The following is a 14,126-nucleotide window of genomic DNA, read 5'->3' on the forward strand; positions in this document are numbered from 1 at the left end:
TAAATTAGCACTACCAGGGGACAGGAGCAAGTCGGTAATCCTGGGAAGCCTCTTAGTAATTGCCCCGCCACAAAAAGCAAAGCCGGCAAAAGCCGGCCTTCGAATCCGATTACAGCGAGTGCATCACCTTTCTCGACTCACCATAACCCGATCAGTTGAGTATAGATCCGGCTTTTTCTTTCGCCATCGCGTTTACTCGGGAAACATCTTCTCCTGCGGGTGTTTCCACCAAGTGACGAATTTATAAAGGTTTTATGACACCCCCAACCACCTCTGCCAGACCTCCACCTCCTCGGGGTGGGAGGCCGTCAATGCGTGACTGCGATTCAATACCAACTGAGAGAACCGCAACAAGTAAAACAAAAAATGGGAAGCGCTATGCCAACAACAAAATTTACAGGACCCGGCACAAGGGCGGGGCTGATTCTGGGGGCAGTCTTCTGCTCCATCCAATTACCGGTTTGGGCATCTGACACACCAGATCCCACAGAGGTCAATATTCCCGGCAACCTACAAAGCCAACTGGGCTGCGATGGCGACTGGCAACCAGGTTGTGTCGCCACCCTGCTCCGCTATGACAGCGAAGACGACAAATGGCAGGGCAACTTTTGGATACCCGGCGGCAACTGGGAGTACAAAGCCGCTCTCAACAATAGCTGGGATGAAAATTATGGCTGGGGCGGCCAGCGGGACGGCGGTAATATTTCCCTTAGCCTGGATGAGGCCCGCGAAGTTAAATTTATCTACGACCACGAGAGTCACTGGATCACCGACAACCACAATAGCGTGGTCGCCACTGTAGCCGGCAACTTCCAATCCCTGCTCGGGTGTCCGGGAGACTGGCAACCCAGTTGCCTGCGCAGCTGGATGCAGGATGCCGATGGAGATGGCACCTACACCTTTATCACCTCAGCGCTTCCTGCCGGTTCCTATGAATTCAAGGTAGCCCTGCACGAAGGCTGGGAGGAGAGCTACGGCAACAATGGAGCCAACGTCAACTTTACCGTGGCTGCCGATTACGACGAAATCTACTTTGCTTTTGACTCGAATAGTAAAGAAGTCACCGTCAGCAGTGATGGCTTCGCCAAGGGTGACCTGAGCAGCGATAAAGCGCACTGGGTGGATACCAGCAGCTTTGCCTGGGATATCCAGGTGCAGGAAGGCACCAAGGTTAAATTGCACTACAGCAACAGCGCCGAGCTAAAACTGGAGGACGGTGATATCCGTTCCGATGGCACCATCGATCTCACCCCTCTCGCCACCCTGCCCGGCAGCGCCCAACAAAAATTCCCACACCTGGCCAGTTTCAGTGCCTGGCAATTGCCAGGGCAGGTTTCCATTAGTGATCTGGTAACCCAGCAGCTCGCCCTCGCCGCTTACGATGCGGAAGGCAAGTTACTGGATGCGACTGGTGTGCAGATGGCAGGTGCGCTCGATGACCGCTTTTACTACGACGGTGAACTCGGTGCCCGTGTCGGCGAGGAGAGTATCCAACTCGATCTTTGGGCACCCACCGCACGGGCAGTAAAGCTGTACCTGTTTACAGACTCCAGCAGCGATAGCGCCGATCAGGTGGTATCCATGCTGCACGATGAATCTACCGGGGTTTGGAGTGCCGATATCGATAAGCAGTGGGACCGCAGCTTTTACCTCTACGAGGTCGAGGTGTACTCCTACTTCAGCCGCCAGATTGAAACCAACCTGGTCACCGACCCCTACTCCCTGAGTCTCTCCATCAATAGCGGCAAAAGCCAGATCGTCAACCTGGATGACCGGGACCTGAAGCCGCGCGGTTGGGACCGCCTGCGCAAGCCCAAGTTAACCCAGCCGGAAGATATCAGTGTCTACGAGCTACACGTACGCGATTTCAGTATTGCGGATCAAACTGTCCCCGAAGCAGAGCGCGGCACCTTCAAGGCTTTCACCCGCAAGCACAGCGACGGCATGCGCCACCTCAATAAACTGGCCCGCGCCGGCCTCACCCATATCCACCTGCTGCCGGCCTTTGACTTTGCCACAGTCAATGAGGATCGCACGCAGCAGCAGCAAACCCCGGACCTCTCAGACTACGCATCGGACAGCAGCGAGCAGCAGGCCCAGGTAGATTCTGTTCGCGATACCGATGGCTTTAACTGGGGCTACGATCCATTGCACTACACGGTCCCCGAAGGCAGCTATAGCAGCGCTCCCGATGGACCTGCGCGCATTCGCGAATTCCGTCAAATGGTGCAAGGGCTATCCCACTCCGGCCTGCGACTGGTGATGGACGTGGTTTACAACCACACCAGCTCCTATGGCCAATACGATAACTCCGTACTCGATAAAATCGTCCCCGGCTATTACCACCGCCGCAACCTGGAAGGCGGTGTGGAAATGAGCAGCTGCTGCGCAAATACCGCCAGTGAGCACGCCATGATGGAAAAGCTGATGATCGATTCCCTGGTCACCTGGGCCCGGGCCTATAAGGTGGACAGCTTCCGTTTCGATCTGATGGGACACCACAGCCTCGACAATATCCTCAAGGCGCAAGCGGCACTGCAATCACTGACGCCGGCAGCCGATGGTGTCGATGGCAACGCTATCTATTTGTACGGTGAAGGCTGGAATTTTGGCGAGGTGGCTGACGATGCTCGCTTTGTACAGGCCCGCCAGGGCAATATGGCAGGCAGCGGTATCGGCACCTTTAACGATCGCCTGCGCGACTCCGTGCGTGGTGGCAACCCCTTCGGAGGCTTTGAGGAGCAGGGCTTTGGTACCGGCCTGTTCACCGACAGCAACGGTAAGTTTGAGGGAGAAGATGAGCGTGCCACACTGCTAACCCTGGCAGATAAAGTCCGCGTTTCCCTCGCCGGCAACCTGGCAGATTATCCTTTTAAAGATGCCAACGGCAATATCATTACCGGCAGCGAGCTGGTCTATAACGGCCAGCCCACCGGCTATACCGCCGACCCGCAGGAATCCATTAATTATATTGCCGCCCACGACAACGAGACGCTATTCGACGGAGTACAGATCAAAGCCAACGACAGCGCCGACTTGGCTGAACGAGTGCGTATCCAGGCATTCAGTAATTCCCTGGTTCTGTTCGCCCAGGGAGTGCCGTTTATCCACGCAGGCCAGGATTTCCTGCGCTCAAAGTCGATGGATCGGGACAGTTACAACTCTGGTGACTGGTTTAATGCACTGGACTTCAGCCTCGCCACCGATAATTGGGGTGCGGGTTTACCTATCGCAGATAAAAACGAAGATAACTGGTCCCTGATGCAACCTTTACTGGCAAACCCGGAACTGGCTCCCGAGCGCCGACACCGCTTGTGGAGTTCTGCTCTATTCCGCGAGCAGCTGGCGATTCGCAACAGCTCTCCCCTGTTCCGCTTGTCTGATGCAGAGTCCGTAGAGGCACACCTCAATTTCCTCAACACCGGACCCGACCAGATTCCTGGGCTGATTGTGATGGAGTTATCCGATTCCAGTGGCGGCATCGATCGCCGCTTTGAACGTATTGTGGTGCTGTTTAATGGCGATGACGAATCATTGGAATTTACCAGCGAAAACCTTATTGGTGAGTACCTGTTCAAGCACCCACGTCAGCGCCGATCAGTAGACTCACGCCTGCACAAAGTAAAATTTGATAGGAGCAGCGGCACCTTTACCCTGCCCGGCCGAACTACCGCAGTATTTGTGCAGCCACGCCGTAGATATTAATTCTTCATAAATTTTAAAAGGCCGGATTTTCCGGCCTTTTTTTCATTTTTTAGAAACTATTTCCCGGGTCTAATCAAGTAATCAACTCGCAATTGTCATATTCCGCAGATTGATTTAGCGTGTACCTAAATAATAAATAGGTGTACAAATCATGAAGCATCTCCTTCTCTGCGGCATAGCAACTCTTCTCTCATCCGCAACACTGGCAAAAACTACTGTTATCCATGCAGGCACACTCCTCGCCGTTCCCGGTGAGAAACCTTTGCAAGAGCAAAGTGTAATTATCGAGGACGGCAAGATCAGTGCTGTCAGATCCGGTTATGTAAGCCCGGATAACGCTGAAATCATTGATCTTAAGAATAGTTTCGTAATGCCGGGCTTAATGGATATGCACGTGCATTTACAAGGTGAGCTGGGACCTAAAAATGATACCGAGGCTCTCAAGATGTCCATGCCGCTGACCCAGATGCGCTCGCAAATGTTTGCCATGCGAACCCTGGAGTCTGGTTTTACCACTGTGCGCGATGCTGGTAACAGTGGTGAAGAAATGTATGCGATGCGCGATGCGATCAATAAAGGTTGGGTAGATGGCCCGCGAATTATTGCAGCCGGCAGGGTGGGAATAACCGGTGGCCACGCAGATATCAGCGGGGTGAGTCCAGAGCTAATGGAGCTGCACGACGACAAGACCAAAACTGTATGCGACGGCCCCTACGAGTGCCGACGCGCGACCCGCCATGCGATCAAATACGGTGCTGACTTTATCAAGATTACTTCTACTGGTGGTGTGCTCACCGATCGCGCTACCGGAACCGGTCAGCAGATGGAAATGGATGAGTTAAAAGAGGTGGTCCTTGCAGCCCAGCGTATGGGCCGCAAGGTGGCCAGTCATGCGCATCAGGAAGAAGGCATTATCGCCGCACTGGAGGCTGGTGTAGACAGTATTGAGCACGGCACCTACGCAGGTCCCCGCGCCCATAAGTTGTTTAAAGAAACCGGCGCTTACTTGGTTCCGACACTTCTCGCTGGCGATACCGTGGTACAGCTGGCAAAAAATACCGATGTCTTATCTGAAGCTCAGAAGGAAAAAGCCATTCGTGTTGGCACAGACATGCGCGGCAATTTCCGTAAAGCGGTCAATGCCGGAGTAAAAATTGCTTTCGGTACCGACTCAGGTGTATCCAAGCACGGCATCAATGCCCGCGAGGCGGTACTGATGAATGAAGCCGGTATGGACAATATGGCCATCCTGCAATCTGCTACCGTTAACGCCGCCGACCTGATCGATATGAGCGATTCACTGGGCACCATTGAGTCCGGTAAGTACGCCGATATTATCGCCACCGATGGCTCGCCACTGGATAATATCGATGAGCTTTTAGATGTGGATTTTGTGATGAAAGGGGGCAAGGTCTTTAAGAATTAAAAGCCTCTGAATAGTTTAAAACCGAAATTAGAATATCCGAACCCAGTTTTAAATAATTTCTACAAAATAAAAAAGGCCGGATAACTCCGGCCTTTTTTATTGGGGTGCTTAAAGAAAAGTGAAAGTTAGTTTTCCTCTTTTCCTTCTTCATCCTCATTTTCAATCAAGTGACCAAGTTTGCCTTTTTTGGTGGACAAATACTTGGCATTGTGGGGATTGCGTCCGGACTGGTGCGGCAGGCGCTCAGTCACATTGATGCCCAAGTCCTCCAGCGCTTTTACTTTGCGCGGGTTATTCGTCATTAAGCGAATGGCATGGATACCCAGGTGTTCGATCATTGCCTTCAGAATCGAGTAATCCCGCATATCGGCGCCAAAGCCCAACTGCTCATTGGCTTCCACCGTATCCGCACCACAATCCTGCAAGTGGTAAGCGCGAATCTTATTTAACAGGCCAATACCGCGGCCCTCCTGGCGGAGATAGAAAATAGCTCCACGCCCCTCCATCGCAATACGATGCATAGCATGTTGTAGCTGGGCACCACAATCACAGCGCAGGGAGAATAGTGCATCTCCGGTCAGGCACTCAGAATGAATACGGGCCAACAGAGGCTCTTCGGTATCGAAGTCACCCATGGTGAGCACCACGTGCTCTTTTCCGGTTTCCACTTCCTCGAAACCGTGCATCTCAAACATACCCCAAGAGGTGGGCAGTTTTGAGGATTCCACAAAACGAATGGTCAACTTAATACCTCTTTAAATCAGTGTCGGGCGCGCAGTACCAGCACACCACCCTGCTGTTCCATATCAACCTGGCTGAGAAAGCTGTTGCCAAGAAGTACCACCTGGGGGAAGTCATCGGCATGAACTGTCGCATCAACATTGTGAACTTTGATTCCACCTATGGTGACACTGCTAAGATTCACTCGATAAACACTAGTAATACCATTAGCAGTAGAGACTAGTACTTCCTCGGCATTATCCAGATTCAGCCTTAGGCGACGAGCGGTAGGATAATTAATAGCAATATTGGTAGCGCCGGTATCCACCATCATCGGCACTCTCAGGCCATTGACCCAGGCATTTGTTAAATAATGTCCACGGCTATCGGCGGGAAGCCGTACTTCTGCTTTCGCCGCCTTGGCAAAACTAGTTGCTATAGGTGCATCCAAGGTCAGCTTCTGCTCCCGTCCAGACACACTAATCCGTGCATAACGAGTAGTCGCTTCCAACAGGGTGACACCCTCTGGGGATTTTTGTCCCGCCTTAAGAATTTTCTGGCGGCCATCAATTTCGAGCATGGCGCTATCGCCAAATAACCCCTTTAATTGAACCTGCTGCGCATTAGCACTCAGAGCAATAAAGAGACTTAAAAAAAATACAAAATAGCTGCGCATTGATCTTCCCTATCAATCTAAGCGCCCAGTACCCACGCCGTTAATTGCAGTACCAGGGACGCATAAACGGCGGCCAGTATATCGTCGAGCATAATCCCAACGCCACCTTGCACCTTGCGATCAGCCCAGCCAATGGGCGGGGGCTTGGCAATATCAAATGTCCGGAAGAGGACAAAGCCGTATAGCGCCCAAGCCCAACCTGTAGGAGCCATAAACATGGTGAGCCAGTAGCCCACCATTTCATCCCAAACAATACCGCCGTGATCGTGAACTCCCATTTTCTTGGCAGCTGCACCACATAGATAGCAACCTGCCACACCAGTAACAAACACAATGGCCAGATACCAGAATGGAGGCAAATCCTTCATCAACCACCAAAAAGGAATCGCTGCCAGGGTACCAAACGTACCCGGCGCTTTGGGTACCAGCCCGGAGCCGAACCCAAATGCCAACAGTAGGGTGGGATCGCGCAACAGCTGGGGAAATGTCGGGTTGTTAATGCTCATGTTATTGAATTCTCACAAAGGCACTATGGTCTACACAATGACTTAAAAGTGCCTATAGCCTGGCGATTGAGCAACCCAGGGGTTCCCGTGATAGGAGCAACGTACCTGCGGCTCCCCCTCAACGAGTTTCCCTATGGGTGTGAAACCCAGCTGACGAACTTGATCAACAGCGGCTGCCGGTGCAGTAAAACAGAGCTGGTAGTCATCCCCTCCACAGGCCGCCAGCTCTACGGCAGTATCAGCTGCCAATCGATTGGCCAGGGGTGCTATGGGCAGAGACTCCAGGTTTATTTCTGCTGCCACACCGCTCGCTTTGCAGATATGGCCCAGATCCCCCAGTAATCCGTCGGAAATATCCAACGCACTGGTAGCAATGCCTGCAATCGCGTTGGCGGTTTCTAATTGCGGCTCGGGAAAATAGAAAGCCTGCTCCGCCTCCCGCCGCACTGACTCAGTCACATTCCGCTCAGCCAAAATAACGGGCAGGGCTGCTGCGGCAGCGCCCAGTGGGCCGCTCACATAAATATTGTCGCCGACAGAAGCGCCATCCCGCCGGAGGGGCTTTTCGGTATGGCCGATCACCTGAATCGTAATGGACAAGGGGCCAGCGGTAGTGTCACCACCCACAAGGGAAACCCCAAACTTGCCAGCAGTTTCCAGCAGGCCACTGGCGAATTTCTCCAGCCAAACGGAGTCGCTATCGGGTAAGGTCAAGGCAAGGGTAAACCAGAGGGGGCGGGCATTCATTGCCGCCAGATCACTGATATTCACACGCAGTGCACGGCTGGCAAGCATGAATGGGTCAGCACCTGTGGGGAAGTGACGGCCTGCTACCAGGGTGTCCATAGAAGTGGCCAGCTGCCCGCTGACAGGTGCTTGCAATAGCGCGCAGTCATCGCCAATCCCCAGGGCTACGCCTTCGCCCTGGGGAGCGCGGGCGAAGTAATCGCGAATGATCTCAAACTCCCCCGGCGCTTTAGACATAATTGCTGACTCAGCCCTTCTTGTCTGCGGCTACCTCTGCCGAGCGCAGGTCCGCAGCGGTCTTATCCAAAATGCCATTGATGAACTTGAAGGCATCGGTGGGACCAAATTTTTTCGCCAGTGCCACCGCCTCATTAATGACAACCTTGTAAGGTACATCCATACGGCTTTTCAGCTCGTAAGTGGCCATGCGCAATAGCGCGCGGGATACAGGGTCCAGGTCTTCCACTTTGCGATCCAGGTGCGACGTGTAAGCGCCCTCTACCTCATCGAGGTTTTTCGCTACGCCGTGGAAAATATCACGAAAATATTCCACGTCGGTTTTGCTCATATCATTATCGGCGTGAAACTCGGCCTCAATGGAATTGAGGCTGGCGCCGGCCATCTGCCACTGATAGAGCGCCTGCATGGCGTAGTGACGTGCCTTACGGCGGGCGGATGCAGTTACGGTCATTGTCTTTTCCGGTAGATACTTCACAGAATGGGCTGCACCGACACACCTTTTGTGCCGGTGCGCCGGCAATTAAATCTTGCCGAGTAGGGAAACCATTTCCAGGGCGGTTTCGGCGGCTTCACAACCTTTGTTGCCAGCCTTGGTGCCTGAGCGCTCGATAGCCTGCTCAATGGAGTCCACAGTCAGCACGCCAAAGGTGACGGGAATACCAGTATTCATGGATACCTGAGCCAGGCCTTTGGTGCACTCGCCAGCCACATACTCAAAGTGCGGGGTGCCACCACGGATAACCGCGCCCAGGGCAATAATGGCATCAAACTTTTTAGTCTCAGCCAGCTTCTGTGCCGCCAGGGGAAATTCGAATGCGCCCGGGGCGTAGTAGATAGTGATATCTTCATCCTTGATACCCTTGCGGCGCAGGGTGTCCAGTGCACCATCCTTTAGGCTTTCAACCACAAAGCTGTTCCAGCGGCTCACCAACAGTGCGTATTTGCCCGTACTGCCGACAAAGTCCCCTTCGATCACTTGAATATTGCTCATAATTTTCAATCCGTATTTCTTGTCCATCGCCGCCGCTATCAGGACAGTAGCGGCGCTTCAGTATTGTTACTCTTTTATCAGAGTTGCGGCGCCTCTACGTTCAGGTATTCCTCTACTTCGAGATCAAACCCGGAAATAGCACTGAACTTGAACGGTGCGCTCATCAGACGCATCTTGCGCACCTTGAGATCCCGCAGAATTTGCGAACCGGTACCTACCTGCTTGTACACCAGGTCCTGGCTGGGGCGCTGTTGCTTGCCGCTGATCAGCCAATCAATACTCTCTTCGATTTCTTCAGTGGTTTCGTTGTGGCAGATCAGTACCACAACACCCTTACCCTCTTCTTCAATACGCTGCATCGCGCGGCGAAAGGTCCACGGGGTGAATTTTTCATCGCCGCGCTGAATCGTAAGCACATCGCGCAGAGTATTTCCCACATGCACACGAACCAGGGTCGGCTCTTCTGGGGTGGGGTCGCCTTTAACAAAGGCAAAGTGGCGTTCGCGGCGGGCCTTATCGAGATAAGTGCGCAGCTTGAACTCACCGAACTCGGTGCGCACCTTGCGCTCATTAACGCACTCGACGGTTTTCTCATTCAGGGCGCGATAGGTAATCAGATCGGCGATAGTGCCGATTTTCAGGTTGTGCTCTTTCGCGAACTTTTCCAGGTCCGGGCGGCGGGACATGGTGCCGTCTTCATTCATGATCTCAACAATCACCGCAGCCGCCTCAAAACCCGCCAGGCGGGCCAGGTCGCAACCGGCTTCGGTGTGGCCTGCGCGGCTTAATACACCGCCGGGCTGGGCCATAATGGGGAAGATATGGCCGGGCTGTACAATATCGCTGGGCTTGGCATTTCTGGCCACAGCGGCGCGAACCGTGCGCGCGCGATCGGCGGCGGAAATACCGGTGGTGACACCCTCTGCCGCCTCAATGGATACGGTGAAGTTGGTGCTGAACTGGGCTCCGTTGTCCCGCGACATCAGCGGCAGGTCCAACTGCTCACAGCGCTCTTTGGACATGGGCATACAAATCAGGCCACGGGCATGAGTGGCCATAAAGTTGATGTCTTCAGCGCGAATCTGCTCCGCAGCCATCACCAGGTCGCCCTCGTTCTCGCGATCTTCATCATCCATCAGGATTACCATTTTGCCCTGGCGGATATCGTCGATCAGTTCTTCAACCGTATTTAGTTCCATGGTTAACTCTGGATAAATTTATCAATTGCAAATAGAGCGGCTATCGCTGCTGTTTTCGCCGTGGTGCACGGCCCATCTTTAGCGCTTGTAAAACCCGTTCTGGGCCAAAAATTCGAGGGTCATACCCCCACCACTAGGCTTGGCTGCCTCATCACCGAGGAGTAGCCGCTCCAAGTAGCGCGCAATCAGGTCCACTTCCAGGTTGACCCGAGTACCGGCGGTATAGCCGGCCATAATCGTTTCCTGCAACGTGTGTGGCACTATGGTGAGTTCAAACTCAGCCCCATCCACGGCATTGACCGTGAGGCTGGTGCCGTCGACGGTGATAGACCCTTTATGGGCAATATAGCGAGCCAGATTTTCCGGTGCGCGCAGGCGGAAACGCTCGGCGCGAGCCTCGGACTTGCGCCATACCACCTCGCCAATACCATCCACATGGCCGCTGACAATGTGTCCACCCAGGCGGGTCTGGGGTGTCAGTGCTTTTTCCAGATTGACCCGGTCGCCTTTTTTCCAGCGGCCCACCGTTGTCACATCCAGGGTTTCCGCAGAGACATCCGCCCAGTAACCATCACCGGGCAGGTCAACAACCGTGAGACAAACACCATTGGTGGCAATGCTGTCCCCCAGTTGCACATCACCCAGATCCAGCTTACCGCTGCGCACTCGTACACGCAGGTCGCCGCCCTGGGGTTTTAACTCTGCGATCTCGCCTAAGGCTTCAATAATTCCGGTAAACATCAGCGCTCGATATCGGTTGTTGCAGTAATGCGCCAGTCGTGACCAACTGCGCGCATATCGGTAATCGTAATCGGCAGCATCGAGCCCATACGCTCGATAGGCAATTCAAACAGCGGCCGCCCGGTGCTACCCAGCAGTTTTGGCGCCATATAAACAATGATTTCGTCGACATGGCCCCGGTAGAGGAATTCACCAGAGAGGGTCGCACCGCTCTCTACCAAAACTTCATTGCACTGGCGTCGCGCCAACTCCTTGAGCAGGGCGAGCAGGTCTACGCGACCTTCTTTGTCGTGGGGTAAAACCACGACTTCCGCACCCGTTTTTTCAATACGCTCGCGGCGCTCGGCCTCCGCGCACTCTGTCGTGCACACCAATGTGGGGGCATCCCCCTGCAAAATAAAGGCTCTCGCTGGGGTGCGCAGCTGGCTGTCAACAATTACCCGCAGCGGCTGCACTTCGGCGGCTCGCTCTGCGGCCAGCATTTCCAGTGCCATTTCATCGGCGCGCACATTGAGATTGGGATTGTCGAAGCGCACCGTCTCAACCCCGGTGATCACTGCACAACTGCGAGCACGCAGGCGCTGTACATCGGCGCGAGCCGCAGGGCCCGATACCCACTTTGATTCCCCACTGGCCATAGCGGTGCGCCCATCCAGGCTCATGGCAGATTTGCTTCGCACCAGGGGCAGTCCCAGGGTCATACGCTTGATAAAGCCGGGGTTTAGAGCGCGACACCTCTCTTCCAGGATGGGGCCTTCCACTTCGATCCCAGCATCGCGCAATATTTGCAATCCGGCACCGCTGACATTCGGATTCGGATCCTGCATTCCGTAAATAACCCGGGCCACGCCGGCCTTTACCAGCGCCTCGGCACAGGGACCTGTGCGGCCGGTATGGCTGCAGGGCTCAAGAGTGACATAAACACTAGCCCCCTGAGCCAGGTCGCCGGCATCACTCAGGGCTTCGATCTCAGCGTGGGGTTCGCCGGCCCGCTTGTGCCAGCCTTCGCCGACAATATTGCCATCCCCGTCAGTAATCACACAGCCCACTCGCGGATTCGGCATAGTGGTGTAGAGACCGCGCTCTGCCAACTGAATAGCGCGGGCCATCAGTGCTTCCGCACTGTGTACAACAGTTTGACTCATTCCGTCTTCGATCCCTTACTGGTCAGGCGTTCAATCTCTTCTCTAAACTCGCTGACATCCTCAAAGCGGCGATAGACAGAAGCAAAGCGCACATAGGCCACCTGGTCCAGCTCACGCAGCTGCTCCATCACCAATTCACCAATAGCACGCGCCGGCAACTCCCGTTCTCCGGTCGCCTGCAGAGCGTGTTTTATTTGAGATACCGCCGACTCCACCCGCTCAATACTTACCGGGCGCTTTTCCACAGCGCGCTGAATACCCGCGCGCAACTTGTCTTCATTAAACGGCTCGCGCTGGCCGTTTTGCTTGATCACTCGCGGCAGCAGCAGCTCCGCAGTTTCAAATGTGGTAAACCTCTCGTGGCACTCCAGGCACTCGCGCCGGCGGCGTACTTGGTCGCCCTCAGCCACCAATCGGGAATCGACTACTTTTGTTTCTTCTGCGCTGCAGAACGGACAGTGCATGTGGGATTATCCCCGGAATGGAAAATGGGCCGCAGTTTACCACAGCCGTTGCACTGTGTGACCGCAGCACGCACAGCCACAGTGCAACGCAAATTCAACAGGGACACATAAAAAAAGCGGCTCTATGAGCCGCTTTTTTGTCAGCAGTGCTGATCAGCCTTTTTTATACACAGGAAACTCTGCGCAAATACCCAGAACCTTCTGCTTCACATCGGCGATAGTGGCTTCAACATCACCTTTCTCCAGTGCGTCCAGCACGTCGCAGATCCAGTGAGTGAGCTGTTGGGTTTCCTTTACACCAAAGCCGCGAGTGGTGATTGCCGGGGTACCGACACGCAGGCCGCTGGTAATGAAAGGAGAGCGCGGGTCATTGGGTACCGCGTTCTTATTAACGGTGATGTTGGCGTTACCCAGGGCTTCATCCGCATCCTTACCGGTGTACTCTTTGCCAATCAGGTCAACCAGCATCAGGTGATCATCGGTCCCACCGGATACAATGTTGATGCCTCGATCGAGGAAGGTCTCCGCCATTGCGCGGGCATTTTCCACAACCTTCTTCTGGTAGGCCTTGTATTCAGGGGTCATGGCCTCTTTGAAAGAAACCGCTTTCGCCGCGATCACATGCATCAGCGGGCCACCCTGACCACCGGGGAATACGGCGGAGTTGAGCTTCTTCTCAATTTCTTCGTTGGCGCGCGCCAGGATGATACCGCCGCGGGGGCCGCGCAGGGTTTTGTGAGTAGTAGAAGTCACAACATCGGCGTGGGAGATTGGGGAGGGATACTCACCAGCGGCAACCAGGCCCGCAATGTGAGCCATATCCACAAACAGGTAAGCACCCACTTTGTCAGCGATCTCGCGGAAACGCGCCCAATCCATCACTCGGCTATAGGCAGAGAAACCAGCCACGATCATCTTCGGCTTGTGCTCAAGCGCCAGGCGCTCAACTTCCTCGTAATCCACTTCGCCAGTTTCCGGGTTCAGGCCGTACTGTACTGCATTGTAGATCTTGCCGGAAAAGTTAACGCGGGCACCGTGGGTAAGGTGGCCACCGTGGGCAAGGCTCATACCCAGTACAGTGTCACCCGGGGCGCAGAGCGCCTGGTAAACAGCCGCATTAGCCTGTGATCCTGAGTGCGGCTGCACATTGGCGTAGTCCGCACCAAACAGCTCCTTAGCGCGCTCAATGGCCAGGGTTTCCACTTTATCCACATACTCACAACCGCCGTAGTAGCGCTTGCCCGGATAGCCTTCAGCGTACTTATTGGTCAGGCTGCTGCCCTGAGCTTCCATCACCATTGGGCTGGTGTAGTTCTCAGAGGCAATTAACTCGATATGGTCTTCCTGACGAGAGTCTTCCTCCTGAATGGCTTCCCAAATTTCCGGGTCATAAGAAGCTAAAGTGACAGATGAATCAAACATGGTGTTCCCTCGGTAAAGCGGGCTTGAGTAGAGGCTTGTGAAACTCGATACCACAGTGCCCAGGCTTTTGAGTAGGACCAAAGGCTCCCAGTATGGGATGGCCCTACTGCTCAATGCATTCTGGGCATTTTAGAAAGGCGCGCA

The 14,126-nt window shown here is 54.3% G+C and carries 13 protein-coding genes; 2 read left to right on the forward strand and 11 right to left on the reverse strand.

Going from position 1 to position 14,126, the window contains the following annotated elements; translation table 11 throughout:
- Positions 1-378: 378 nt before the first annotated feature.
- Both pulA and BTJ40_RS19090 read left to right on the forward strand, forming a co-directional pair.
- Positions 379-3,705 (forward strand): pullulanase-type alpha-1,6-glucosidase, encoded by a 3,327-nt coding sequence (gene pulA / locus BTJ40_RS19085; RefSeq protein ID WP_108734567.1) that lies wholly within the window; start codon positions 379-381, stop codon positions 3,703-3,705.
- A 151-nt stretch (positions 3,706-3,856) separates the two neighbouring features.
- Positions 3,857-5,131, forward strand: a complete 1,275-nt coding sequence (locus BTJ40_RS19090; RefSeq protein WP_108734568.1) for an amidohydrolase family protein — start codon at positions 3,857-3,859, stop codon at positions 5,129-5,131.
- Positions 5,132-5,256: 125 nt separating this feature from the next.
- Here BTJ40_RS19090 and ribA read toward each other — a convergent pair whose 3' ends face one another.
- From ribA to glyA, 11 genes are all read right to left on the reverse strand, one after another.
- On the reverse strand, positions 5,257-5,874 hold the full coding sequence (gene ribA, locus BTJ40_RS19095; RefSeq protein WP_108734569.1) for a GTP cyclohydrolase II: 618 nt from the start codon (positions 5,872-5,874) through the stop codon (positions 5,257-5,259).
- Positions 5,875-5,891: 17 nt separating this feature from the next.
- A complete protein-coding gene (locus BTJ40_RS19100) occupies positions 5,892-6,527 on the reverse strand; it encodes a TIGR02281 family clan AA aspartic protease (RefSeq protein ID WP_108734570.1) in 636 nt (211 codons plus the stop codon).
- A 17-nt stretch (positions 6,528-6,544) separates the two neighbouring features.
- A complete protein-coding gene (locus BTJ40_RS19105; RefSeq protein ID WP_108734571.1) occupies positions 6,545-7,033 on the reverse strand; it encodes a phosphatidylglycerophosphatase A in 489 nt (162 codons plus the stop codon).
- A gap of 42 nt (positions 7,034-7,075) precedes the next feature.
- Positions 7,076-8,017, reverse strand: a complete 942-nt coding sequence (gene thiL, locus BTJ40_RS19110; protein ID WP_108734572.1) for a thiamine-phosphate kinase — start codon at positions 8,015-8,017, stop codon at positions 7,076-7,078.
- Between the two features lie 10 nt (positions 8,018-8,027).
- Positions 8,028-8,471 (reverse strand): transcription antitermination factor NusB, encoded by a 444-nt coding sequence (gene nusB / locus BTJ40_RS19115; RefSeq protein ID WP_108734573.1) that lies wholly within the window; start codon positions 8,469-8,471, stop codon positions 8,028-8,030.
- Positions 8,472-8,540: 69 nt separating this feature from the next.
- Complete coding sequence (gene ribE / locus BTJ40_RS19120) at positions 8,541-9,011, reverse strand: 6,7-dimethyl-8-ribityllumazine synthase (protein WP_108735355.1); 471 nt, start codon at positions 9,009-9,011, stop codon at positions 8,541-8,543.
- A gap of 77 nt (positions 9,012-9,088) precedes the next feature.
- The gene (ribBA, locus tag BTJ40_RS19125) at positions 9,089-10,210 is read right to left on the reverse strand and encodes a bifunctional 3,4-dihydroxy-2-butanone-4-phosphate synthase/GTP cyclohydrolase II (RefSeq protein WP_108734574.1); all 1,122 of its coding nucleotides are present in this window, start codon (positions 10,208-10,210) and stop codon (positions 9,089-9,091) included.
- A gap of 78 nt (positions 10,211-10,288) precedes the next feature.
- Positions 10,289-10,951: a riboflavin synthase gene (locus BTJ40_RS19130; RefSeq protein ID WP_108734575.1), complete on the reverse strand. Its 663-nt coding sequence runs from the start codon at positions 10,949-10,951 to the stop codon at positions 10,289-10,291.
- Positions 10,951-12,096, reverse strand: coding sequence for a bifunctional diaminohydroxyphosphoribosylaminopyrimidine deaminase/5-amino-6-(5-phosphoribosylamino)uracil reductase RibD (gene ribD / locus BTJ40_RS19135; protein ID WP_108734576.1), 1,146 nt, complete (start codon positions 12,094-12,096; stop codon positions 10,951-10,953). Before ribD ends, BTJ40_RS19130 begins: the two co-directional genes overlap by 1 nt.
- Entirely contained in the window at positions 12,093-12,560 is a 468-nt protein-coding gene (gene nrdR, locus BTJ40_RS19140) for a transcriptional regulator NrdR (RefSeq protein ID WP_108734577.1), read from the reverse strand. Before nrdR ends, ribD begins: the two co-directional genes overlap by 4 nt.
- Before the next feature lie 153 nt (positions 12,561-12,713).
- Positions 12,714-13,982, reverse strand: coding sequence for a serine hydroxymethyltransferase (gene glyA / locus BTJ40_RS19145; RefSeq protein ID WP_108734578.1), 1,269 nt, complete (start codon positions 13,980-13,982; stop codon positions 12,714-12,716).
- Positions 13,983-14,126 lie beyond the last annotated feature (144 nt).

Source organism: Microbulbifer sp. A4B17, assembly GCF_003076275.1.
Lineage (GTDB): Bacteria > Pseudomonadota > Gammaproteobacteria > Pseudomonadales > Cellvibrionaceae > Microbulbifer.

Coding starts and splice junctions, on each gene's coding strand:
- nusB (WP_108734573.1), bottom strand. CDS start 8,471: ATGACCGTAACTGCATCCGCCCGCCGTAAGGCACGTCACTACGCCATG.
- ribD (WP_108734576.1), bottom strand. CDS start 12,096: ATGAGTCAAACTGTTGTACACAGTGCGGAAGCACTGATGGCCCGCGCT.
- ribBA (WP_108734574.1), bottom strand. CDS start 10,210: ATGGAACTAAATACGGTTGAAGAACTGATCGACGATATCCGCCAGGGC.
- BTJ40_RS19105 (WP_108734571.1), bottom strand. CDS start 7,033: ATGAGCATTAACAACCCGACATTTCCCCAGCTGTTGCGCGATCCCACC.
- BTJ40_RS19100 (WP_108734570.1), bottom strand. CDS start 6,527: ATGCGCAGCTATTTTGTATTTTTTTTAAGTCTCTTTATTGCTCTGAGT.
- ribE (WP_108735355.1), bottom strand. CDS start 9,011: ATGAGCAATATTCAAGTGATCGAAGGGGACTTTGTCGGCAGTACGGGC.
- nrdR (WP_108734577.1), bottom strand. CDS start 12,560: ATGCACTGTCCGTTCTGCAGCGCAGAAGAAACAAAAGTAGTCGATTCC.
- BTJ40_RS19090 (WP_108734568.1), top strand. CDS start 3,857: ATGAAGCATCTCCTTCTCTGCGGCATAGCAACTCTTCTCTCATCCGCA.
- thiL (WP_108734572.1), bottom strand. CDS start 8,017: ATGTCTAAAGCGCCGGGGGAGTTTGAGATCATTCGCGATTACTTCGCC.
- glyA (WP_108734578.1), bottom strand. CDS start 13,982: ATGTTTGATTCATCTGTCACTTTAGCTTCTTATGACCCGGAAATTTGG.
- BTJ40_RS19130 (WP_108734575.1), bottom strand. CDS start 10,951: ATGTTTACCGGAATTATTGAAGCCTTAGGCGAGATCGCAGAGTTAAAA.
- pulA (WP_108734567.1), top strand. CDS start 379: ATGCCAACAACAAAATTTACAGGACCCGGCACAAGGGCGGGGCTGATT.